Source organism: Pseudomonas sp. Irchel s3h9, from assembly GCF_900187475.1.
Taxonomy (GTDB): domain Bacteria; phylum Pseudomonadota; class Gammaproteobacteria; order Pseudomonadales; family Pseudomonadaceae; genus Aquipseudomonas; species Aquipseudomonas neuropathica.
Genome location: NZ_FYDH01000007.1, coordinates 24,204 through 45,106, shown reverse-complemented (window position 1 = coordinate 45,106; position 20,903 = coordinate 24,204). Strand labels below are relative to the sequence as shown.

The following is a 20,903-nucleotide window of genomic DNA, read 5'->3' as shown; positions in this document are numbered from 1 at the left end:
CCGCAACACTTGGAAATGAGTAACATGACCGCCCTCCCCGCAGCTCACGTTCTGCGCCCTGCCGAATAAGCCGATTCCATGCCTTTCGAACTCAGCGTTGACCTCACCACCCTCGCCATTCTGGCCTTTGTCGCTTTCATTGCCGGTTTCATCGATGCCATCGCCGGCGGTGGCGGCCTGCTGACCACGCCCGCCCTGCTGACCGCTGGCCTGCCGCCGCATCTGGTGCTCGGCACGAACAAACTCAGCTCGACGTTCGGTTCGGCCACCGCCAGTTTCACCTTCTACAAACGCAAATTGTTCCACCCGCGTCAGTGGACCCACGCCATCGTCGGCACACTGGTCGGCGCCCTGGCCGGCGCCATCGTCGCGCATTACCTGCCCGCGGAGTGGCTGAACAAGATGCTCCCGGTGATTGTGTTTGCCTGCGGCCTGTACCTGTTGTTCGGCGGCACACCGAAAGCGCCGCTGGACAGCGACGCGCCGATCAAAAAGAAATGGCAATCGAGCCAAGGCTTCAGCCTCGGTTTCTATGACGGCGTGGCCGGCCCCGGCACGGGCGCGTTCTGGACAGTGAGCAGCCTGCTGCTCTACCCGATCGATCTGGTCAAAGCCAGCGGCGTGGCGCGCAGCATGAACTTCGTCAGCAACATTGCGGCGCTGTCGGTGTTCGTGTTTTCCGGGCAGGTGGACTGGGTCATCGGCCTGAGCATGGGCCTGTCGGTGATGGTCGGCGCGTTCTTTGGCGCGCGCACCGCGATCAGCGGCGGCGCCAAGTTCATTCGCCCGGTGTTCATCACCGTGGTGCTGGGTTTGACCGTGCGCCTAGCCTGGCAGCACTGGTTCAGCGTGGCCTAAGCGTCGCGCCACGTAGACGTCGATCAGGTAACGGGCAATCGACTTTGACGCCGGCAACGGCGGCAGGTCGTGCACGTTGAACCACTGAGCGTCTTCGATCTCGTCTTCCTGACAGACAATCTCGCCACCGGCGTACTCGGCATGGAAGCCGAGCATCATCGAATGCGGGAACGGCCAGCACTGGCTGCCCATGTACTGAATGTTCTGCACCTCGATCTGCACTTCTTCGCGCACTTCCCGAATCAGGCAATCCTCAGCCGACTCGCCAGGTTCAGCGAATCCGGCCAGCGTGCTATAGACCCCGGTGACGAAACGCGGTGAGCGCGCCAACAGAATCTCGTCGCCACGGGTGATCAGCACGATCATGCTCGGCGAAATCCGCGGATAACTGCGCAGATCGCACGGCTGGCAATACATCGCCCGCTCGCGCGGGACCTGGGTCATTGCCTGCCCGCAATTGCCGCAGAAACGATGCTCGCGCGCCCACGTACCGATCTGTGCGGCGTAACCGAGGACTTTGTAGATCGTGTGCTCGCCATCGAGCATGAACGCCCGCAGGCCTTTCCAGTTACAACCCGGCACTTCGCTGGCGTTGTGCAGTTCCAGCAAGTACACCGGCTCACCGTCGAGATGGCCAATGCCGTGTTCGGTGAGGATCGACAAGTCCTGACGCTTGAGCCATTCACGTGGGAACAGCGCGCCGTTGTCGTCGAACAAAAAGCCTTCCGGGCTGCGCGCCACGGCCCAGCCGCCGGGTTGATCGGTGTCCAGTACTGCAGTGGTCCAGCGAGATGTCATGGTTTCTCAGTCCAGAAATTCGGGTTTCTGTTTGCTCATATGGGCGGCCATGGCCACGCGCAAGTCGGTGGATTGCAACATGGCGGCGTTCCAGGTGGCAACGTATTCGAGACCGTCGTCGATACGATGGTCGCGCATGTAGCTGATCATTTCCTTGGTACCGGTAACCGCGATCGGCGATTTCGAAGCGATCTCGCGAGCGATGTCCAGCACGCCTTCGAGCAGCGCGTCTTTGTCGCTGTAGACGCGATTGACCAGGCCAATGCTGCGCGCCTCGTCAGCGCCGAACGTGCGACCGGTGTAAGCCAGTTCACGCAGCATGCCGTCACCGATGATCCGTGGCAACCGTTGCAAAGTGCCAACATCGGCGGCCATGCCGATATCGATTTCCTTGATCGAGAATTGCGCGTCTTCAGCGGCGTAGCGCATGTCGCAGGCCGCGATCAGGTCAATCGCACCACCGAGGCAATACCCCTGAATAGCCGCCAGTACTGGTTTGCGGCAGTTGTCGACGGCGTTGAACGAGGCTTGCAGGGTGAGGATCTTGCGGCGCAGCAGGCGCGCGTTGCGGCCGACGTCCTTGCCCAGTTCATTGGCGACGCCGGCGAGCATCATCAGATCAATGCCGGAGGAAAAGTGTTTACCGTTTCCACTGAGGACCACCACGCGCACTTCGTCGGTGTCGTCGATCCACTGGAAGATCTCGACGATCTCGCTCCAGAACGCCGCGTTCATCGCGTTGATCTTTTCCGGGCGATTGATCTGCACATGGGCGATGTTATCGGCCAGTTCGACGCTGAAAGCGGAGTATTGAGTCATGGCAGTGATCCTTTACCGGGCAGAAAATGAGGCCCGAACTATAACAAGGCATCACAGTGGCGGTTCGGCCAAATGCGGGACTGCAGAGCGCGTTCTCTGTAGGAGCTGCCGAAGGCTGCGATCCCGGCCCTTAAAAACAAAATCAAAAGATCGCAGCCTTCGGCAGCTCCTACATAGGTTGTTTGCACACGCCGATTATTTGGCCAAACGCCGTAGCCCAAACAACATCCCGCCCGCGCCCAGCAACATCACCGCCAGAAATGCCGGATAGGAAATCCACCACGGCGTCCCTGCCGTCATCATGCTGAATTCCGACATGCCGCCAATACTCGCAATCAGGTTCAACGGCAGAAACACCACGTTGATCAACGTCAGCTTGCGCAGCAGGTTGTTCATGCTGTTGTTCATCAGGTTGCCACGCGCATCGATCAGCCCGGAAAACACCGTCGAGTAGATTTCCGCCTGCTTGTAGCACTGGTTGTTCTCGATGATCAGGTCGTCGATCAGGCCAAGCGCTTCACTGCCGAAATGCTGCTTCTCGGCATGGTTGCGCAGGCGCGTGAGGACCGCGCCGTTGCTGTGCAACGCGTTGATGTAATAGATCAGGCTTTCGCTGAGGTTGAACATCTGCACCAGATGCTGGTTTTGCATCGAGGCGTTGAATTTCTGCTGCAGTTCGCGGGCGACCAGTTTGATCACCTTCAAGTGCCCGAGGTAGTGATGGATGTTGTTGAACAGCAAGTCGAGCAATACATCCAGCGGCGTGTTCAACGGTTGGCGGGTGCCGAGGCCGTGCAGCGGCGTGTCGTCGGTGGCGATCACCAGCAGTTGCCCGGGCGCAAACAGCAATCCGCAGGACGACACTTCAAACGCCAGGCTGCCACCACCCGAATAGTTTTCCGGGCGTTTCCAGATCAGGAACAAATGGTCGGGATGGAACTCGATGCGCGACACCTCGTCCGGGTCCAGCGCTGACGCCAGTGCATGCTCATCGACCTTGAAATGACTGTGCAGCAAGTCGCGTTCGGCAGCATCGGGATTGCTGAACAGCATCACCTCGGCATCCAGTCGCTCGACCCGCTGCAGGGCGCCGTGGCTCAGTGCAAAGCTGTTGATCATCGGCGCCTCACCACGCCTGACCGCGACGCTTCAGCTCCAGGCGGCGCACGAACTCCTCCAGCACCAGTGCGTACAGATCGTCGTGCAAATAGGCGTCTTCGATGCCGGCGTCGAGGTTGGGGTTGTCGTTGACTTCGATCACCACCACCTTGTCGCCGGCCTGTTTCAGATCGACGCCGTAGAGGCCGTCGCCGATGAGGTTAGCGGTCTTCACCGCGAGTTCCACCACCGCCCGCGGCGCCTCGTGGATCGCCATGGTCCGGCATTCGCCGTTGACGTCCTGACCCTTGGCTTTGTGATTGTAGATTTGCCAGTGGCCCTTGGACATAAAGTACTGGCAGGCGAAGATCGGTTTGCGATTGAGCACGCCAATGCGCCAGTCGTATTCGGTGTAGAAAAACTCCTGCGCCAGCAGCAACACCGAGTGTTCGAACAGTTCGGCGGTCGCCTCAAGCAAAGCCTGCTGGCTTTCGACCTTGATCACGCCACGGGAAAAACAGCCGTCGGGGATTTTCAATACCAGCGGAAAGCCGAGGCGCTCGCCCACACGCTCGAAGTCTTCGGGTCGCTCCTTGTAGAGGATTTCGGTGGCGGGCATGCCCAGTTGATGGCTGTTGAGCAAGTCAGTCAGGTAGACCTTGTTGGTGCAGCGCAGAATCGACGTCGGATCATCCATCACCACCAATCCTTCACTTTCGGCCTTCTTGGCGAAGCGATAAGTGTGGTTGTCAACGCTGGTGGTCTCGCGGATCAGCAAGCCGTCGTACTCGGCCAGACGCGCGTAATCCTTGCGCTCAATCAACTCGACGTCGATGCCCATGCCTTTGCCGACCCGGACGAAATTCGCCAGTGCCTTGGCGTTGGATGGCGGCAACGCCTCCTGCGGATCGTGCAATATCGCCAGGTCGTAGCGTGCCACTTGCGGCGAGCGCGGCACCCGCCAGACTTTACGGCTGAACCCGTCCAGCGCGTTGGCGAACTGATCTTCCTGATCATCGCGCAACTTGTGCAGAGCACCGGATTTTATGCCTTCAATGTGCCAGCCGTTAGTTCGGCGGAACTCAACTAACAGAATCGGGCAGGGAAACACTTCAAACAATTGCCGCGCCAGATCCTGCAAGGGTTCGATATGTGTCCGGCCGAAATACAGGGTCAGGGTAAACCCTTCGGTATCACTGTAGAGATGATGACTGAGGGCTTTCTCGAGCGTTTTATCGAGATCATCCAGCGCCAGGCCATACAGTGATTTTTTCGTCAGTTCGCTGATGGTGCGCACGGAGGGAATCACCTTGTGCCCCCGCGCTTCGGCCAGCAGCGAGCAGTAATAGCCATGACCGAGATACTTGTAGCTGCGGCACAGATTGATCACCTGCACACGCTTGCCCGGCTCGCTGTCACAGCTGTGCTCGAGGTATTCCTGCGCCGTTAGGATGTCTTCACTGGGGAAGTATGAAGCCCAGTCTTCCTTGCGCTCGACAATAATCAACACTTGGCTGGATGCCTTAATCGCCGAACTTAAATAAGTTGCCGCCGGCAAACTTTGCTCGGATACTTCGCGCCAATGACCCTGTACCGCTGACATAGAGATTGATCCGTTGGAGAACAAGACCTTTTCTATTAAGCACGAAGTTTTTTGAAAGTCTCGTTTCGTTACGCAACTTTTACGGTGGTCATATGAAGGCTGTTTTTCGTTTGGCGGTAGTTGAAGACTTGCCGGCGCTGCTGGCACTGGAAATGCAATGTTTCACCACAGACCGGCTCACCAGTCGCAGCTTTCAGTGGATGATCACCCGTGCTCACGGGCAGTTGCTGGTGGCGGAGTGCGACGGTCAATTATTGGGTTATGCGTTGGTGTTGTTTCATCGCGGCACTTCGCTCGCCCGGCTGTATTCCATTGCACTGGCCGTTGAAGCGCGAGGGACCGGTCTGAGCAAGCAACTGCTGCAACGCATCGAAGCGATGGCGCTGGAGCACGATTGTGCGTACTTGCGCCTGGAGGTGCGCATCGACAACCCTGCGGCCATCGCCCTGTATGAACGCAATGGCTACCGGCGCTTTGCGCTGATCCATGATTACTACGAAGACCACGCCGACGCGCTGCGCTTGGAGAAACGCATTCTCCAGCACCGCGACTCGCGCAGCATCAAGGTGCCTTACTACCCGCAAACCACCGATTTCACCTGTGGCCCGGCGTGCCTGTTGATGGCCATGGGTGCACTGCAATCGGAACGTTTATTGGAGCGGCGCGAAGAGTTGCAGATCTGGCGGGAAGCGACCACGGTGTTCATGACCTCCGGCCACGGCGGGTGCAGCCCTCAGGGATTGGCATTGGCGGCGTGGCGTCGAGGCTACAAGGTAGGTTTGCAACTAAGCCTTGCCGGACCATTGTTTCTCGACGGTGTGCGGGATGCGCATAAAAAAGACGTCATGCGCCTGGTACACGAAGAGTTCACGGCGCAATTGCAGGAGACCGATGTCGAGTGTGTGATCGGTGCGTCGCTGGATTTGCCGCGTTTGCTGGATGCCGGAGGGCAGCCACTGGTGTTGATCAGCAGCTATCGACTGACGCGCTCCAAATCGCCGCACTGGGTGGTCGTGACCGATTGTGACGAAGATTTCGTTTACCTGCATGATCCGGATGTCGATCATAGCCAGCATCGACAACCCATGGATTGCCAGCATGTGCCGGTGAGTCATGGCGAGTTCGAGAAAATGTGCCGGTTTGGCCGGGGTAAATTGCGTGCGGCGGTGGTGTTGTATTCTCGCGAAACGTAAGCCTCCACATGTAGGAGCTGCCGAAGGCTGCGATCTTTTGATTTTGTTGTGAAGATCAAGATCAAAAAAATCGCAGCCTGCGGCAGCTCCTACAGGGGCCTACCCGTCAAGGTGTCGGCTTCAGGCCAACTTTGTACAGCGAACCCTTCTCTTCATCGGTCAGCACATACAAATAACCATCCGGCCCTTGCCGCACATCACGAATCCGCTGCTTGAGTTCGCCGAGCAAACGCTCCTCATGCACGACCTTGTCGCCATCGAACTGCAAGCGGATCAGTTCTTGACTCACCAGTGCGCCGATAAACGCATTGTGTTGCCACGGTTTAAAACGATCGGCATCGTAAAACGTCATGCCGGTAACGCCCGGCGATTTCTCCCACACATGATGCGGCGCGACGGTGCCTTCGGCTGTTTTGCCCTGGGCTTCCGGAATCGGCTGCATCGAGTAATTGATGCCGTGGGTCGCCAGTGGCCAGCCATAGTTCTTGCCGCGCTCGATGATGTTCACTTCGTCGCCACCGCGCGGGCCGTGCTCATTCTCCCATACCGTGCCAGTCCATGGATTGAGCGCCGCGCCCTGCGGATTGCGCACGCCGTAGGCCCAGATTTCCGGGCGAACGCCGGACTGGCCGACAAAGGGGTTGTCGTCCGGCACCTTGCCGTCGGGGTAGATGCGCACGACCTTGCCTTGCAGCTTGTCGAGATCCTGCGCAGTCGGCCGGTCGTTGTTCTCGCCCAAGGTAATGAACAGATAACCGTCGCGATCAAACACCAGCCGCGAGCCAAAGTGATTGCCGACCGAAAGCTTCGGCTCCTGGCGAAAGATCACTTTGAAGTCCTTCAACGTCTTCAGGTCATCCGCAAGCCGCCCGCGCCCTACGGCGGTGCCAGCCTTGTCGCCGGCTCCGCCGCCTTCGGCATAGGACAGATAGACCAGACGATCCTGTTTGAAGTCCGGCGACAGCGCGACATCCAGCAACCCGCCCTGCCCCTTGGCCCAGACCTGCGGTACACCGGAGATCGGTGCTGACAGCGTGCCGTCTGCCGCCACCACGCGCAGATTGCCCGGACGCTCAGTGACCAGCATGCCTTGGCGATCCGGCAAAAACGCCAGCGCCCATGGATGCTCAAGGCCTGCGGTGATGGTCGTGACTTCGAGGGTGCCCTGTTCGCTTTGCAGCTCTTTGGGCGCGGCGGCAAAGGCCGGAGCACTGATCAGCGCACCGGCACACAGTGTGGCTAGAAGGGTTTTACGCAACATGCACGATTCCTTTTTTCGTTTGAAGGGCCGACAGAACTTCAGTCCTGGCGCTCAACGATTGCTGTCTCCGCCGCGCGAAGGTGGGTTGGGAATGAACGTGGGGGGAGTGCTCGGCACCGAACGGATCGGCTGGCCGTTGCCAATGCCCCGGTTCTCGACCGTAGGCTTGCGCGGCGTTGGTACGGTGTTCGGCCCCCGAATGGGGGGAGCGCTGGGCTGAGTGCCCTGCATGCTGTTCGGATTGGCCCGGCGGATCGGGCTGTTGTAGGGGTTATTGCTGTTACCAGTGGGGCTTTGCGCCAACAGCACGTCGGCATGAACCAGCCCACCACTGAGGGCAAGGACGACGATGCCAAGCAGAATTCGGTTCATAACGCTGCCTCTCGATGGGCGTGGGATAGAGCCTTCGAGTCCACGCTACGCCGAGGGTTCGGATTTGTTAACCCGTCAGGCTTAAACAACATGTAACACGGCTTGACCAAGTGGCTGGTAACCCGCGCATCCCGGGGAAACTTTCAGTCGTGGCCGCAGGTCATCCGATCATCACTCGGAGAACTCACCATGGCTCGGGCAATCTGGAAAGGCGCAATCAGTTTTGGACTGGTGCACATCCCTGTCGCACTGGTCTCGGCGACCTCGTCGCAGGGCGTGGATTTCGATTGGCTCGACAGCCGCAGCATGGATCCCGTTGGTTATAAACGGGTAAACAAGGTCACCGGCAAAGAAGTTACCAAGGAACACATTGTCAAAGGCGTGGCCTACGAAAAAGGCCGATATGTGGTGCTCAGCGAAGAAGAGATCCGCTCGGCACACCCTGTTTCAACGCAGACCATCGACATATTCTCGTTTGTCGACGCCGATCAGATCCCCCTGCAAAACATCGACACGCCCTACTATCTGGCGCCGGACAAACGCGGTGGCAAGGTCTACGCGTTACTGCGTGAAACCCTGAGCAAAACCAACAAGGTCGCCCTCGCCCGCGTTGTCTTGCATACGCGCCAATACCTCGCAGCGTTAATGCCGCTGGAATCGGCGCTGGTGTTGGTGAAGTTGCGCTGGCCGCAGGAGGTACGTGGTCTCGATGAGCTGGAACTAGGCAGCGAAGTGACCAAGCCGCAGTTAGCCAAGGGTGAGTTGGACATGGCCAAACGGCTGGTGCAGGACATGAGCGCAGACTGGAAGCCCGAGGATTACAAGGATGAGTTCGAAGACAAGATCATGGCGCTAGTCGAGAAAAAGGCCCATGAAGGCAAGATCGAGGATGTTGAGACGGTGGGCGGCGAGGAAGAGCGTAAAACCGCTGATGTGATCGACTTGACCGAGCTGCTCAAACGCAGTCTGGGCGGGAAAGCGGTGGCGAAGCCGAAAGCGAAAGCAGAGAAAACGGCGAAATCTGCGCCGGCGAAGAAGACCAAGAAGGCTTCCTGATAGTGATTGGTTGCCCTTGAGACCGTCATCGCGAGCAGGCTCACTCCTACAGGGGAACGCATTTCAAATGTAGGAGTGAGCCTGCTCGCGATGGCGTCAGCAGCGTTTACCTTGAATTCAGATCATAATGAAGATCGCCAGCAAACCACCGAAGATCGCCCACTTTTCCATGTAGTAGCGCTTGCGATTGCGCTTTTTCAGCTCTTTGCCACGCAGACGAATCTTGTAGATCCGGGTAAACAAGCGGTTGATCCCGCCAGTACGGTCGCCAGCATCGTTCGGTGCGCCCGCCGCCGACATCACCGTGCGGCTGAACCAGGCGTTGAAGGCGGCGGCCCAGCGGTACTTCAGCGGCCGTTCAATATCGCAGAACAGGATGATACGGTTCTTGTCGGTGGTGTTTTCGGCGTAATGAATAAACGTCTCGTCGAACATCACCGCTTCGCCATCGCGCCAATGGTAATTTTCACCGTCGACGTTGATGTAGCAGCCGGCATCGTTCGGCGTGTCCAGGCCCAGGTGATAGCGATAGGAACCGGCATACGGGTCACGGTGACGCACCAGTTTCGAACCCGGGGGCAACTCGGCAAACATCGCGGCCTTGATCGAACCAATGCTCTGCACCAGTTCGGTGGTGCGCGGGCACAGCTTCATGGCCGACGGATGGCTCTCGCCGTACCACTTCAGGTAAAACCGCTTCCAGCCGCTTTTGAAGAACGAGTTGAAACCGACATCGTCGTACTGGTTGGAGCGCTTGATCTCGCCGGCACGCAGCAGGTTCTGCCCCTCTTCACGGATTTCTTCCCAGTGCGCCTGCAACGGGCTCAAGTCAGGAAACTCGCTAGGGTCCAGGTACGGCTTGTTCGGTTTTTTGGAAAACAGATAAAGGAAGCAGTTGATCGGCGCGAGAAACGTCGAATGGTCGCTCAGTTGTCGACCGAGTTTGTGTCGCACACGCCCACGCAGGTGAACGTACGCAATGGAAATGACATAAATAGCAGCAATGATGAGTTTCACGGAAATCGTCACACGTCAAAAGTGAACAAACTGCGCGCCTGGCGGCCTGAGGCCCAGCGTCTTATGCAGTGGTCTGAATACACATGGCACGTCCTTGGCCCGCGCCGTAACCGGACGCTCGGTGAAAGGTGGCATTTTAGCCACAGTTTGTAACTGAGGGTGAGCCTTCATCTGTGAAAATCTGTCCTTCGATTGCGCCAGATGCTGTCCCGGCGTCCTTGGCAGCGCTTTCACAACAGCAGTCCCGCCGCTTTTTCAGACGCCTCCCCTTTGCATCATCCTCTAGAGGGCTACGGAAGATCAGCGGTAAAAGGCTTCAGATGCGCTATACGACAACTGCGATACCCAGGTACTTTTTAACAGCAAGATCGCTGCGAATCTCGACGACGTTATATACAAGCTCTGGCATCCCCGAAGCCCAACTCGGACACTCAGATTTGAAATATTTGACGAAGGTATCTTTTCTCACGCCAAATCCTTCGCCAAATGTTTCGTTGCCAAACGAGTGCGCGCCAAAATCAACGGCACCGCCCCCTAAGCGGCCGATCATATTAGTGACTTCTTTCTCAATATCGTTGTAGACAGTCTGAGTGCTCGCTTCCGCAACTGCTTTTTGACACGCCGTGTCAATCGCCTCTTTTATTTGCCTATAACGGTCAGCATAGAAAGAAGCACGCGTCGACTCACGATCGACGCTTTCATCACCCACCTCAACTGCCAAAAAGCCCTCTTTAACAAGATCATCAAACTCCCTGTAATCATCATTTTTGATTAGCTTTCCCCACTCATCGAGTCTAGTTAGGACAGGCTCAAAAGAAGTGGCTACAGTTTTACCTAAAACCAATAACTTGCTACGAGTGTCCTCACAGATCCACTCCGGTTCCCCTCGAAAAACCGTATTGATTTTTGCCCACTGTTCTTTCTCGTACGCGAATGGCCTGCCAACAGCCCCCTCCTCATCAACCCTCATATAACCGATCAGCGTGTTGAGCTTCGGCTTGATAACTGTTTCAAATGCAAACTCCGCGTGCTGCTTCAACTCTTCACGATCGCCAGGCCCTGCCAACGTCGCCAAAATATTGGCTGGAGAATCCTTCACCCAGACACTGGCCATTTCCTTGACCATCGATGAGTAATCCATGTTCTCCGGTACCGGATTTCCGTTGCGTCGTGGATAGACTAGAGAAGGAATAGCCAGTGTATTCACCAAGGCTTTGTTGATGTGAATGACTGCCGCTTGCTTGCCGTTGTGCAAATTTTCCAGGGTACGGTAAGTATCACCGATGAACGATTTTTCACATTCGTTCCAGTCTTTTTCTTCGGCAAACCATTCTCTCGACGCCGTAATCAAATCCGCACTTTCAATGGCGCTCATGGAAATATTCATTTGAGAATAGATTTTATCGCCTTTAGCCTTATCAGAAGTGGGCTCGCAGACCTCAAGAATGCGCTGGGTTTTCTTTGACCATTTATCTCCGATGCCTTCCTGCTCAACAAGGCAAAGCAATTTATCAAGGCTGTGCTTATCGTTTACTGCAACCCTTTTAATGCTCAGCATCGCATCTTTCATACAGGCGAAGACCGCAGCGATTTCCTCCTTGTTATGTTTACCTTCGATTCTAGGGATCAAAAACGGCGGCATGCCTATTTCGATAATTTGCCCAGAATCGCTTTCCAGCTCGAAACAAATACCAAACAAAGCCGATAACGCCCCGGAACTCCCCAGCGCAACGTGCGAATCCAGGCCAAATATTGAGTGTCCGGTAAACTCAAACTCGAATCCCACACTCGAGTGTTCGGTCATCACACTTCGAAAACAATGGCCAATGAACGAATTCTGATAGGCGCGCTGACTCTCAATGTATTTTTTAGCAGTCTTGCACTCTGCCATGGTTTTGTATGGTTCCACAGGAACAGAAACCATGACCGGCATAGACAACGATGACTCGACAACGGAAGAACTGGCGCTTGCGCTATCCTTGGGGCATACCGTTTTCACTCCGACACTTTCGCCCGACTGGTCTTCGGCATGAGCCTTTTTAATGTCGGCGACACTCACACATTTTTTGCATTCCATCGCATTGCTGCTCCATAGACGCGAGTAACTATTTTTAACGAACCGACATCAGCGAGTTCAACAGGATCCCCATCCGTTGATGCGGCGGAATATTTACATCCATCAAAACCTGACTTATCGCTGACCGCTGCATGAATTCGCAGCCCATGCAAAGCGTCAGTTTTATGTAGGCCACGATGTCTCGCGATTCTTCCAGGCCATAGGATTGGGCCCTGTCTATATAGGTAATCAATCGCTGCCTGAATGCGTCGTCGCTGACCCCAGCGACCGCGTCCGGGTAAGCCGCTTTCATTTCAGGCAGAATTTTTTCGGCGAACTTAACCGTCGAATCAGTTTGAAATGCATGCAGCTGTTCATGCCGAATCATGAGCATCGGTTCAAGTCCAGATGGTCGGGGCGTTTTGAAGTCGCTGGCGAGCGAATGATTGCTTTCATTACCGAAGCTCGCGCAAGTCATGGCACCGTGCCACAACCCCGTAAAAATAGCAGCACTTTCGCCCATAGCCAGAAGGCGACCACCGAAACCGGCGCTGCGTAGAAGCCCTGTTCGCGCTAGACGTTCGTTATCGCCCGTCATACAACTGCCGTCCTACTTATGCGACAATGCGCGCAATGTCCAAACACAGACCCCGTATTCGTCGTTCAGCAGCGTGGCCACACCGGTCAATGCTGCTGGCGACGTATGCGCGTTGACTTAACTCAAGCTCAGACTGGGTGGAGCTGGACAAGCTCCGGATTGGTATCGAAGCGGTATCAGACACACAAAACACCAGCTCTAACCCATTGATAGGTAAGGTAATTGATCTCCACAGCTAACATCACGATGCAGTTCGGCGCCAAGCCGCTCTTCGAAAACGTTTCGGTCAAATTCGGTGCTGGCAATCGCTACGGCCTGATCGGCGCCAACGGTTGCGGCAAGTCGACCTTCATGAAAATCCTCGGCGGCGACCTCGACCCGTCCGGCGGTCAGGTCATGCTCGAGCCGAACGTGCGTCTGGGTAAATTGCGCCAGGACCAGTTCGCCTACGAAGAATTCACCGTGATCGACACCGTGATCATGGGTCACGAAGAGCTGTGGAAGGTCAAGGCCGAGCGCGACCGCATCTACTCGCTGGCGGAAATGTCGGAAGAAGACGGCATGGCCGTGGCCGAGCTGGAAACCGAATTCGCCGAGATGGACGGCTACACCGCCGAATCCCGCGCTGGTGAACTGTTGCTGGGCCTGGGCATCGGCATCGAGCAGCACTTCGGCCCGATGAGCGAAGTCTCGCCAGGCTGGAAACTGCGTGTATTGCTGGCGCAGGCGCTGTTCTCCGATCCGGAAGTGCTGTTGCTCGACGAACCGACCAACCACCTGGACATCAACACCATTCGCTGGCTGGAAAACGTGCTGACCCAGCGCAACAGCCTGATGATCATCATCTCTCACGACCGTCACTTCCTGAACAGCGTGTGCACGCACATGGCTGACCTGGATTACGGCGAGCTGCGTCTGTTCCCGGGCAACTACGACGAGTACATGACCGTGGCGACCCAGTCCCGCGAACAACTGCTGTCGGACAACGCCAAGAAGAAAGCGCAGATTTCCGAGTTGCAATCGTTCGTCAGCCGCTTCTCGGCCAACGCCTCGAAAGCCAAGCAGGCTACTTCCCGCGCCAAGGCGATCGACAAGATCCAGCTGGCCGAGGTCAAGCCTTCGAGCCGCGTGAGCCCGTTCATTCGCTTCGATCAGAACAAGAAGCTGCACCGCCAGGCGGTCATCGTCGAAAAAATGGCCAAAGGCTTCGACGGCAAACCACTGTTCAAAGACTTCAGCTTCCAGGTTGAAGCCGGCGAGCGCGTGGCGATCATCGGCCCGAACGGTATCGGCAAAACCACCCTGCTGCGCACTCTGGTCAACGAACTGACCCCGGACGCCGGCAGCATCAAGTGGACCGACGCGGCAGAACTGGGCTACTACGCTCAGGATCACGCGCACGATTTCGAAGACGACGTCACCCTGTTCGACTGGATGGGTCAGTGGACTCAGGGCGAGCAGATGATTCGCGGTACTTTGGGGCGCATGCTGTTCTCCAACGACGAAATCCTCAAGTCGGTCAAGGTCATCTCCGGTGGTGAGCAAGGTCGCATGCTGTTCGGCAAGCTGATCCTGCAAAAGCCGAACGTGCTGATCATGGACGAACCAACCAACCACTTGGACATGGAATCGATCGAGGCGCTGAACCTGGCGCTGGAAAACTACCCGGGCACGCTGATCTTCGTCAGCCACGACCGTGAGTTCGTATCGTCCCTGGCCACGCGCATCATCGAGCTGAGCCCGAATGGCGTGACCGACTTCAGCGGCACTTACGATGACTACCTGCGTAGTCAGGGTGTGGTGTTCTAAAAAGCAGCTGAAAACTGAAAAGCCCTGTCCATGTGACGGGGCTTTTTGCATTCAGCGCGCTGATCGTTCCCACACTCTGCGTGGGAATGCATCCCGTGACGCTCCGCGTCACACGAGCGGGGCGCGGAGCGTCCGTGGCGGCGTTACCACGCAGAGCGTGGGAACGATCAATCTGGAAAGATAGTTAGCCTGCTTTCTTTTATCTCAAGCCCAAGCCATGATGCGAACTCTCCCACCGCCGCCCGCGAACGAGTCCTCATGTCTGCGCAGCAACTGCCACCGCAAAGCTCCATGGCGATCACCCTGCAGATCGTTTCCATCGTGTTCTACACCTTTATTGCGTTCCTCTGCATCGGCCTGCCGATCGCGGTGTTGCCGGGTTATGTGCATGAGCAACTGGGTTTCAGCGCGGTCATCGCCGGGCTGGTGATTGGCTCGCAATACCTGGCCACCCTGCTCAGCCGGCCAATGGCCGGGCGCATGTCGGACACGGTCGGCACGAAACGGGCGATCATTTATGGCTTGTGGGGAATTGTCCTCAGTGGCTTGCTGACGCTGCTCTCCACCCTGCTGCAGACTTGGCCGCTGACAAGCCTGATCATTCTGATCATCGGCCGCTTGCTGCTCGGCATCGCGCAGGGCTTGATCGGTGTCGGTACGATCAGTTGGTGCATGGGCCAGGTCGGCGTTGAACACACGGCAAAATCCATCGGCTGGAACGGCATTGCCTCCTATGGGGCGATTGCCATTGGTGCGCCCTTAGGCGTGGTGATGGTCGCTGATTACGGTTTCACCAGCCTCGGCATCGCGCTGGCCGTACTGGCGGCCGGTGCACTGCTGCTGATCCGCAACAAACCGTCGGTGCCGGTGATCCGTGGCGAACGCCTGCCGTTTTGGGCGGTGTTCGGGCGAATCGCCCCGTATGGCGCCAGTCTGACCCTGGCCTCGATCGGTTACGGCACCCTGACCACTTTCATCACGCTGTATTACCTCAACCGTGGCTGGTCCGGCGCGGCGTACTGTCTGACGGTGTTTGGCGTGTGCTTCATCCTGTCACGGCTGATGTTTATTTCAGCGATCAGTCGTTTCGGCGGCTTCAGCTCAGCCATTGCCTGCATGAGCATCGAAACCGTGGGGCTGGTGCTGTTGTGGGTGGCACCGTCCACCGCGTTTGCCCTGATCGGCGCAGGACTCGCGGGGTTTGGCCTGTCGCTGGTGTACCCGGCGCTGGGTGTCGAGGCGATCAAACAGGTGCCCAGCTCCAGTCGTGGTTCCGGGTTGGGGGCTTATGCAGTGTTCTTCGATCTGGCACTGGCGATTGCCGGGCCGTTGATGGGCGCGGTGGCTTTGAATCTGGGGTATTCGTGGATTTTCTTCAGTGCGGCGCTGTTGTCGGTGGTTGGGTTGGGGCTGACCCTACTGCTGCAGCGCCGGGCGATGTCCTGAAGTTCGCCGCGATCCCCTGTAGGTGTGAGCCTGCTCGCGATAGCGGTGTGTCAGTCACCTAATATGTTGAATGGTATGACGCTTTCGCGAGCAGGCTCGCTCCCACAAGGGTTCTGCTCCTGACTATTGATCCGCGGTCTGCATGCCGGCCCGGGTCGGTTTACCCAAGGTGTGCGAGAAGAATCGCCCGGCCTCCGAGATCAGGTTGCGATGGATATCTTCGCGATCCACACCATCAGCATCGGTGCACAGCGCCGGCATCGCGCGAATCTGCTCTTCGTTACACGGCGCCATAAATACGAAGTGCCCAGCCCCTGCGAGTAATTTGAAATCCGGTGCCGTCGGCAGTTTGCGCGCCAGCGCGGCCGCATTCTTGTCGAAGGCCACCAGTTTGTCACCATCACCGCTGTAGAGCAGCACCGGCACATGCACATCGGCCAGGGTGTGACGGCCAAACTTCAGGCTCAGCGGCGCCATCAGCAACAGCGCATGAACGCGCGGATCGGCCACCGGTTGCAGATCATCCCGATCAACGATCAACTCACCTTGCGTATTACAGGCATCACGATCGTCCGGGCGCTCTTGGCAATACCGACGCAGGCGATCGAGATCCGGTTGCGCCCCGGACAGGATCAACGCGGTCTCGCCGCCTGCGGAATAACCGATCACCCCGACTTGATCGGCGTTGACGTACGGCGCGAGCATACGATCGCCCAAGGTCGCGGTGATGGCTTCGGAAATCTGGATCGGTCGCCCGTAGAGATTGCTCAGGGTGCCGAGTCGGCTGTGGTCTTTGGAATTGTCGCCGGGGTGAATCACCGCCACCACCACAAAGCCTTTGCGCGCCAGCGAAGTCGCCAGGTCGTGCAGCGCCAGCGGCGTGCCGGTGTTACCGTGGGACAGCATCAGCATCGGAAAGCGGCCGATGGCGACTTTGGTGTCTTCGCCGGCTTCGACCGAATAGCCCTCAAGCAGACTCAGGTGTTCACGATCGCTGGAGGGATAAAAGGCGATGGCGCGCATCGGTTGCAGGTCGAGCGGATCGAGGAAGGTCATCTCGTGATAACCGACGCTCCAGACCGGGTGTCGCCCAGGCGCGGCATGCACTGTGTTAAGGCTGCCGAGCAGGCAAATCAGTAACGTTGCACAAAGACGCATCATGGGATGCCCCACCCTGTTGTTACTCAATCGAAAGTTCCGTTGCGTTGCGGGCCTGAAACCCCGGGGATTCGGTGTTCCGGTACGACAATGCACTCAGACGCTGATTGTGTGACTGCATAACCCGGGCCAGATTATGTAACAGTCAGAAACAAAAAACTCCGTATTCGCCCCTTGCGGAACCAGAATACAGAGTTTTTTGGGGGTTACCTGAACATCAGCTGTTCTTTACGCAAGCCTTACGCGGCGGCGAACAGTTGCTCGCTGATCTTCGCTTGTGCAGCGGTCATGGCGTTGTTACGCACTTCGTCGCCATACGCCAGGCCTTCGGCGCGGACGATTTCGATGTCGGTGATGCCGAGGAAGCCCAGTACCAGCTTCAGATATTCTTCGTGAGCGATGCCGCTGGCCTGACCGGCATGAATGCCGCCGGAAGTCGATACGATCACCACTTTCTTGCCACCGCACAGACCTTCAGGGCCGGCTTCGGTGTAACGGAAGGTTTGACCGGCGACTGCAACGCGGTCGATCCACGCCTTGAGTTGGGTCGGTACGGTGAAGTTGTACATCGGAGCCGCGATCACAACCGCGTCGGCGGCGATGAACTCGGCCAGGGTCGAAGCACTCAGTTCGGCTTCGTGCTGTTGTGCGGCGTTACGCAGCTCAGCGGTGGTGCCAGCGGCGACCAGGGTGGTCGACGAGAAGTGGCTGATGGCGTCGGCGGCCAGGTCGCGGTAGGTCACCACGGCGCTTGGCTCGGCAACTTGCCAGGCTTTGACAACTTCGCTGCTCAACTGACGGGAAGCCGAGTTGTCGCCCAGAATGCTCGAATCGATATGCAGCAGTTTCATGTGGAATCTCCTGGAAGGAATCGCCGGTGGCGACGGAATGGAGACAATCCTACGCAAGAAACCAATGGATGATTAGCCGCCTGAAATGCGATAGTTTGTCCCACTGATAGAACAGTCGGATGTCCCTGATGCAAGACCTCAACGATCTCTACTATTTCGCCAAAGTCGTCGAGGCCGGCGGTTTTGCTGCGGCCGGGCGATTGCTCGGGATTCCCAAATCACGGTTATCGCGGCGCATTGCCGAACTGGAAGAACGCCTTGGCGCGCGTTTGCTGCAACGCACCACCCGGCAACTCAATCTCACCGCGGTTGGCGAACGTTACTTGCGCCACTGTCAGGCGATGCTTCTCGAAGCAGAAATGGCCGATGAGGCGGTGGCGAGCATGTCCAGCGAGCCGCGCGGGCGACTGCGCGTTTCCTGCCCTACAGGTCTGGCCCGGGAAATGTTGCCGTGGGTGATCAGCGATTTCCTCGGCAAATTCCCCCAGGTGCAACTGGAAGTCGTACTGCTCAATCGCCGGGTCGATCTGGTCGGTGAAGGCTTTGATGTCGCGTTGCGCGTGCGTGAGCACGGTGACGAGGATCCGCTGCTGGTGACCCGACGCCTGCGTCAGGCGCAGATGGTCGTGGTGGCCAGCCCGGCGTTTTTACAGGGCAAGACGATCAACCATCCGCAAGACTTGAAGCATCTGCCCGTACTGGGTGCGCTGGAGGCCGATCGCATGGTGCATGTGCGCCTGCTCGATCAACAGGGCCACAGTTTCGAACTGAACATGGAGGCTCGCCTGGGCATCGACGATTTCGGCGTGCGCAAGGCCTGCGTCCTTGCCGGCCAGGGTTTTACTTTGTTGCCGATGATGTATTGCGAAGCGGAGCTGGAAAACGGCACGCTGGTGCAGATGCTGCCAGAGTGGTCGCTGCCCGGCGGCTGGCTGCAAGCGGTGTATCCGCATCGGCGCGGGGTGATGCCGGCGGTGCGCGCGTGGATCGATCATCTGGTCGAGTCGTTCAATGCCTGTGGGGAGCGGTTGTTATGAGCAAGGGAAAGATGAGCGAAGCCGACGTGGCCGCGTTCTGCCTGGCATTGCCGGGCGCTCGGGAAGATTACAAATGGGGCGGCGTGCGAGTGTTTTCGATTGCCGGCAACAAGATGTTTGCCTTGCAGGGGCTGCGTGGGGATTCCCTGGCGTTCAAGGTCGACAAGGATTTGTTTCTTGGCCATTGCGACCGCCCGGGCATTCACCCGGCGCCGTATCTGGCGCGGGCGCAGTGGATCATCATGCATCCGCCCTACCCGCTAGGTGCCGAGGAATTGTGCGGGTTGTTGCAGCGCTCGCATCAACTGGTGGTGAGCAAGTTGCCGAAAAAGACCCAAATCGGTTTGTTGCTGTAAACCCGATCCCCCTGTGTAGGAGCTGCCGAAGGCTGCGATCTTTTGACTTTGATCTTTTAAAAGCAAGATCAAAAAGATCGCAGCCTTCGGCAGCTCCTACATAGGGAATTGCGGTGTATTCAGAACAGCGTCAGCAAGTTCGAGCCGAGAAACAGCTGGTCGATCCAGAACACTTGGTGCAACACGACAATCACCCAGAACAGAATCTGAAACGACACCTTGCGCGTCTTGTGCCGGAACACCTGCTGGGCGATCAATGCGCCCGGCCAGCCGCCCGCCAGTTCCACGGCATGAAGGATGTTCTCGGGTGTGCGCCAGGCATCGGCGCGCGCCTTGCGCTTGTCGGCCCAGTACATGAAGAACGCCAACACACTCACAACACCGTAAGCCGTCAGCGGCACCAACGAAATCCCGCGCAACCACATCGACACCGAGCCGAACAACGGCAGCGCGCAGACGACCAGCAGAACCAGCAGTTTCAGCTTCAGATGCTGGATGTTGTTGCCGCCCGAAGGTCGCCCTTCGGGCCGGCGTGCGCGGGAATCACTCATGGCTTGGCCGCCGCCCAATCAATCCAGCCAAACTGCCACGTCGCCAGAATGACCAGACCAAATACGATCCGATACCAGGCAAATGCCGCATAGCTGTGGCTGGCGATGAACTTGAGCAAACCGCGCACGGCGATCATGGCGAAGATGAATGCGGTGACGAAACCGATGGCGAACACCGGGAAGTCCGCTGGCACAAACAAGTCACGGTACTTGTAGCCCGAGTAAACCGCCGCACCGACCATGGTCGGCATCGCAAGGAAGAAGGAAAACTCGGTAGCGGTCTTGCGCGACAGGCCGAACAGCAAGCCGCCAATGATCGTCGAGCCGGAACGCGAAGTGCCGGGAATCATCGCCAGACACTGGGCGAAGCCGACTTTCAGGGCATCTTTCCAGGTGATCTCGTCGACCGTTTCGGCGTGCACTTCATGCTGACGCTTTTCCGCCCACAACATGATGATGCCGCCCACCACCAACGCGGTCGCAACGGTAATCGGGTTGAACAGGTATTCGTGGATCAGGTCGGCAAAGATCACGCCCAGCACCACAGCGGGCAGAAATGCGATCAGCAGGTTGGCGGTGAAACGACGGGCGCTGGGCTGCGTCGGCAAACCGATGACCACATCGAAAATCTTGCGTCGAAACTCCCAGACCACCGCGAGGATCGCGCCGAGCTGGATGATGATATTGAACGCCATGGCCCGTTCGCCGCCAAAATCAAGCAAGTCGGCAACAATGATCTGGTGTCCGGTACTGGAAATGGGCAAAAACTCCGTCAGCCCTTCTACAACTCCTAGTATCAGTGCCTGCAAGGCCGTCCAAAGATCCATCAATCCCCCAAAGAGCGATGCGCGCCGGCATGCCCCGATAGTATTTTTCTAGCGTTCACTGCGATCAGCGTAGCTGTTTATGGCTGTACCGATTCCGCACGCACAGGATCCACACGAAACGGTCAAAATTCCGTGAAAT

Annotated in this window: 20 protein-coding genes; 7 read left to right on the top strand and 13 right to left on the bottom strand. The window is 57.6% G+C overall.

Going from position 1 to position 20,903, the window contains the following annotated elements; genetic code table 11:
• The first annotated feature begins 78 nt into the window (after nt 1-78).
• Complete coding sequence (locus CKW26_RS13205) at nt 79-858, top strand: TSUP family transporter (protein WP_095048884.1); 780 nt, start codon at nt 79-81, stop codon at nt 856-858.
• Here CKW26_RS13205 and nudC read toward each other — a convergent pair.
• From nudC to CKW26_RS13185, 4 genes are all read right to left on the bottom strand, one after another.
• Nucleotides 826-1,656, bottom strand: coding sequence for an NAD(+) diphosphatase (gene nudC, locus CKW26_RS13200; protein ID WP_095048883.1), 831 nt, complete (start codon nt 1,654-1,656; stop codon nt 826-828). The genes CKW26_RS13205 and nudC overlap by 33 nt on opposite strands.
• 6 nt (nt 1,657-1,662) lie before the next feature.
• Nucleotides 1,663-2,475: a crotonase/enoyl-CoA hydratase family protein gene (locus tag CKW26_RS13195; protein WP_095048882.1), complete on the bottom strand. Its 813-nt coding sequence runs from the start codon at nt 2,473-2,475 to the stop codon at nt 1,663-1,665.
• 195 nt (nt 2,476-2,670) lie between these two features.
• Nucleotides 2,671-3,594 carry a magnesium transporter CorA family protein gene (locus tag CKW26_RS13190; protein ID WP_095048881.1) on the bottom strand — a complete coding sequence of 308 codons (924 nt, stop codon included), beginning with the start codon at nt 3,592-3,594 and terminating at the stop codon, nt 2,671-2,673.
• A 7-nt stretch (nt 3,595-3,601) separates the two neighbouring features.
• The gene (locus CKW26_RS13185) at nt 3,602-5,176 is read right to left on the bottom strand and encodes a RimK family protein (RefSeq protein ID WP_095048880.1); all 1,575 of its coding nucleotides are present in this window, start codon (nt 5,174-5,176) and stop codon (nt 3,602-3,604) included.
• A gap of 92 nt (nt 5,177-5,268) precedes the next feature.
• Here CKW26_RS13185 and CKW26_RS13180 point away from each other — a divergent pair, with 92 nt between their 5' ends.
• On the top strand, nt 5,269-6,369 hold the full coding sequence (locus tag CKW26_RS13180; protein WP_095048879.1) for a GNAT family N-acetyltransferase/peptidase C39 family protein: 1,101 nt from the start codon (nt 5,269-5,271) through the stop codon (nt 6,367-6,369).
• Between the two features lie 106 nt (nt 6,370-6,475).
• On the opposite strand, the gene CKW26_RS13175 is transcribed toward CKW26_RS13180, so the two are convergent.
• Together CKW26_RS13175 and CKW26_RS13170 are read right to left on the bottom strand one after the other, a co-directional pair.
• Nucleotides 6,476-7,630, bottom strand: a complete 1,155-nt coding sequence (locus CKW26_RS13175) for a PQQ-dependent sugar dehydrogenase (RefSeq protein ID WP_095048878.1) — start codon at nt 7,628-7,630, stop codon at nt 6,476-6,478.
• 51 nt (nt 7,631-7,681) lie between these two features.
• Nucleotides 7,682-8,002 (bottom strand): hypothetical protein, encoded by a 321-nt coding sequence (locus CKW26_RS13170; RefSeq protein WP_095048877.1) that lies wholly within the window; start codon nt 8,000-8,002, stop codon nt 7,682-7,684.
• A gap of 189 nt (nt 8,003-8,191) precedes the next feature.
• On the opposite strand from CKW26_RS13170, the gene CKW26_RS13165 reads away from it, so the two are divergent.
• The gene (locus CKW26_RS13165; RefSeq protein WP_095048876.1) at nt 8,192-9,058 is read left to right on the top strand and encodes a Ku protein; all 867 of its coding nucleotides are present in this window, start codon (nt 8,192-8,194) and stop codon (nt 9,056-9,058) included.
• Nucleotides 9,059-9,175: 117 nt separating this feature from the next.
• On the opposite strand, the gene lpxO is transcribed toward CKW26_RS13165, so the two are convergent.
• The 3 genes from lpxO to CKW26_RS13150 all read right to left on the bottom strand — a co-directional run bounded on the left by lpxO (nt 9,176) and on the right by CKW26_RS13150 (nt 12,729).
• A complete protein-coding gene (gene lpxO / locus CKW26_RS13160) occupies nt 9,176-10,075 on the bottom strand; it encodes a lipid A hydroxylase LpxO (protein WP_095049089.1) in 900 nt (299 codons plus the stop codon).
• Nucleotides 10,076-10,400: 325 nt separating this feature from the next.
• Nucleotides 10,401-12,152, bottom strand: coding sequence for a hypothetical protein (locus CKW26_RS13155; RefSeq protein ID WP_095048875.1), 1,752 nt, complete (start codon nt 12,150-12,152; stop codon nt 10,401-10,403).
• Between the two features lie 34 nt (nt 12,153-12,186).
• The gene (locus tag CKW26_RS13150) at nt 12,187-12,729 is read right to left on the bottom strand and encodes a hypothetical protein (RefSeq protein ID WP_095048874.1); all 543 of its coding nucleotides are present in this window, start codon (nt 12,727-12,729) and stop codon (nt 12,187-12,189) included.
• 222 nt (nt 12,730-12,951) lie between these two features.
• On the opposite strand from CKW26_RS13150, the gene CKW26_RS13145 reads away from it, so the two are divergent.
• Together CKW26_RS13145 and CKW26_RS13140 are read left to right on the top strand one after the other, a co-directional pair.
• A complete protein-coding gene (locus CKW26_RS13145; protein WP_095048873.1) occupies nt 12,952-14,538 on the top strand; it encodes an ABC-F family ATPase in 1,587 nt (528 codons plus the stop codon).
• A 258-nt stretch (nt 14,539-14,796) separates the two neighbouring features.
• Nucleotides 14,797-15,984, top strand: coding sequence for an MFS transporter (locus tag CKW26_RS13140; RefSeq protein WP_095048872.1), 1,188 nt, complete (start codon nt 14,797-14,799; stop codon nt 15,982-15,984).
• Between the two features lie 123 nt (nt 15,985-16,107).
• Here the strand turns inward: CKW26_RS13140 and CKW26_RS13135 are convergent, their stop codons facing one another.
• Nucleotides 16,108-17,145: a dienelactone hydrolase gene (locus CKW26_RS13135; RefSeq protein WP_095048871.1), complete on the bottom strand. Its 1,038-nt coding sequence runs from the start codon at nt 17,143-17,145 to the stop codon at nt 16,108-16,110.
• A gap of 236 nt (nt 17,146-17,381) precedes the next feature.
• Nucleotides 17,382-17,993 (bottom strand): FMN-dependent NADH-azoreductase, encoded by a 612-nt coding sequence (locus tag CKW26_RS13130; RefSeq protein ID WP_095048870.1) that lies wholly within the window; start codon nt 17,991-17,993, stop codon nt 17,382-17,384.
• 128 nt (nt 17,994-18,121) lie between these two features.
• Here CKW26_RS13130 and CKW26_RS13125 point away from each other — a divergent pair, with 128 nt between their 5' ends.
• Entirely contained in the window at nt 18,122-19,030 is a 909-nt protein-coding gene (locus CKW26_RS13125; protein ID WP_095049088.1) for a LysR substrate-binding domain-containing protein, read from the top strand.
• Nucleotides 19,027-19,386: an MmcQ/YjbR family DNA-binding protein gene (locus CKW26_RS13120; RefSeq protein ID WP_095048869.1), complete on the top strand. Its 360-nt coding sequence runs from the start codon at nt 19,027-19,029 to the stop codon at nt 19,384-19,386. The genes CKW26_RS13125 and CKW26_RS13120 overlap by 4 nt, the downstream gene beginning before the upstream one ends.
• 119 nt (nt 19,387-19,505) lie before the next feature.
• Here CKW26_RS13120 and CKW26_RS13115 read toward each other — a convergent pair whose 3' ends face one another.
• Together CKW26_RS13115 and CKW26_RS13110 are read right to left on the bottom strand one after the other, a co-directional pair.
• Complete coding sequence (locus CKW26_RS13115; RefSeq protein WP_095048868.1) at nt 19,506-19,937, bottom strand: DUF1294 domain-containing protein; 432 nt, start codon at nt 19,935-19,937, stop codon at nt 19,506-19,508.
• Nucleotides 19,934-20,764 (bottom strand): undecaprenyl-diphosphate phosphatase, encoded by an 831-nt coding sequence (locus CKW26_RS13110; protein ID WP_095048867.1) that lies wholly within the window; start codon nt 20,762-20,764, stop codon nt 19,934-19,936. Before CKW26_RS13110 ends, CKW26_RS13115 begins: the two co-directional genes overlap by 4 nt.
• Between the last annotated feature and the right edge of the window lie 139 nt (nt 20,765-20,903).

What these genes read in the sequence shown, in the direction of transcription:
- CKW26_RS13205 (WP_095048884.1), top strand. Translation starts at nt 79, where the DNA reads ATGCCTTTCGAACTCAGCGTTGACCTCACCACCCTCGCCATTCTGGCC.
- nudC (WP_095048883.1), bottom strand. Translation starts at nt 1,656, where the DNA reads ATGACATCTCGCTGGACCACTGCAGTACTGGACACCGATCAACCCGGC.
- CKW26_RS13195 (WP_095048882.1), bottom strand. Translation starts at nt 2,475, where the DNA reads ATGACTCAATACTCCGCTTTCAGCGTCGAACTGGCCGATAACATCGCC.
- CKW26_RS13190 (WP_095048881.1), bottom strand. Translation starts at nt 3,594, where the DNA reads ATGATCAACAGCTTTGCACTGAGCCACGGCGCCCTGCAGCGGGTCGAG.
- CKW26_RS13185 (WP_095048880.1), bottom strand. Translation starts at nt 5,176, where the DNA reads ATGTCAGCGGTACAGGGTCATTGGCGCGAAGTATCCGAGCAAAGTTTG.
- CKW26_RS13180 (WP_095048879.1), top strand. Translation starts at nt 5,269, where the DNA reads ATGAAGGCTGTTTTTCGTTTGGCGGTAGTTGAAGACTTGCCGGCGCTG.
- CKW26_RS13175 (WP_095048878.1), bottom strand. Translation starts at nt 7,630, where the DNA reads ATGTTGCGTAAAACCCTTCTAGCCACACTGTGTGCCGGTGCGCTGATC.
- CKW26_RS13170 (WP_095048877.1), bottom strand. Translation starts at nt 8,002, where the DNA reads ATGAACCGAATTCTGCTTGGCATCGTCGTCCTTGCCCTCAGTGGTGGG.
- CKW26_RS13165 (WP_095048876.1), top strand. Translation starts at nt 8,192, where the DNA reads ATGGCTCGGGCAATCTGGAAAGGCGCAATCAGTTTTGGACTGGTGCAC.
- CKW26_RS13155 (WP_095048875.1), bottom strand. Translation starts at nt 12,152, where the DNA reads ATGGAATGCAAAAAATGTGTGAGTGTCGCCGACATTAAAAAGGCTCAT.
- CKW26_RS13150 (WP_095048874.1), bottom strand. Translation starts at nt 12,729, where the DNA reads ATGACGGGCGATAACGAACGTCTAGCGCGAACAGGGCTTCTACGCAGC.
- CKW26_RS13140 (WP_095048872.1), top strand. Translation starts at nt 14,797, where the DNA reads ATGTCTGCGCAGCAACTGCCACCGCAAAGCTCCATGGCGATCACCCTG.
- CKW26_RS13135 (WP_095048871.1), bottom strand. Translation starts at nt 17,145, where the DNA reads ATGATGCGTCTTTGTGCAACGTTACTGATTTGCCTGCTCGGCAGCCTT.
- CKW26_RS13130 (WP_095048870.1), bottom strand. Translation starts at nt 17,993, where the DNA reads ATGAAACTGCTGCATATCGATTCGAGCATTCTGGGCGACAACTCGGCT.
- CKW26_RS13125 (WP_095049088.1), top strand. Translation starts at nt 18,122, where the DNA reads ATGCAAGACCTCAACGATCTCTACTATTTCGCCAAAGTCGTCGAGGCC.
- CKW26_RS13120 (WP_095048869.1), top strand. Translation starts at nt 19,027, where the DNA reads ATGAGCAAGGGAAAGATGAGCGAAGCCGACGTGGCCGCGTTCTGCCTG.
- CKW26_RS13115 (WP_095048868.1), bottom strand. Translation starts at nt 19,937, where the DNA reads ATGAGTGATTCCCGCGCACGCCGGCCCGAAGGGCGACCTTCGGGCGGC.
- CKW26_RS13110 (WP_095048867.1), bottom strand. Translation starts at nt 20,764, where the DNA reads ATGGATCTTTGGACGGCCTTGCAGGCACTGATACTAGGAGTTGTAGAA.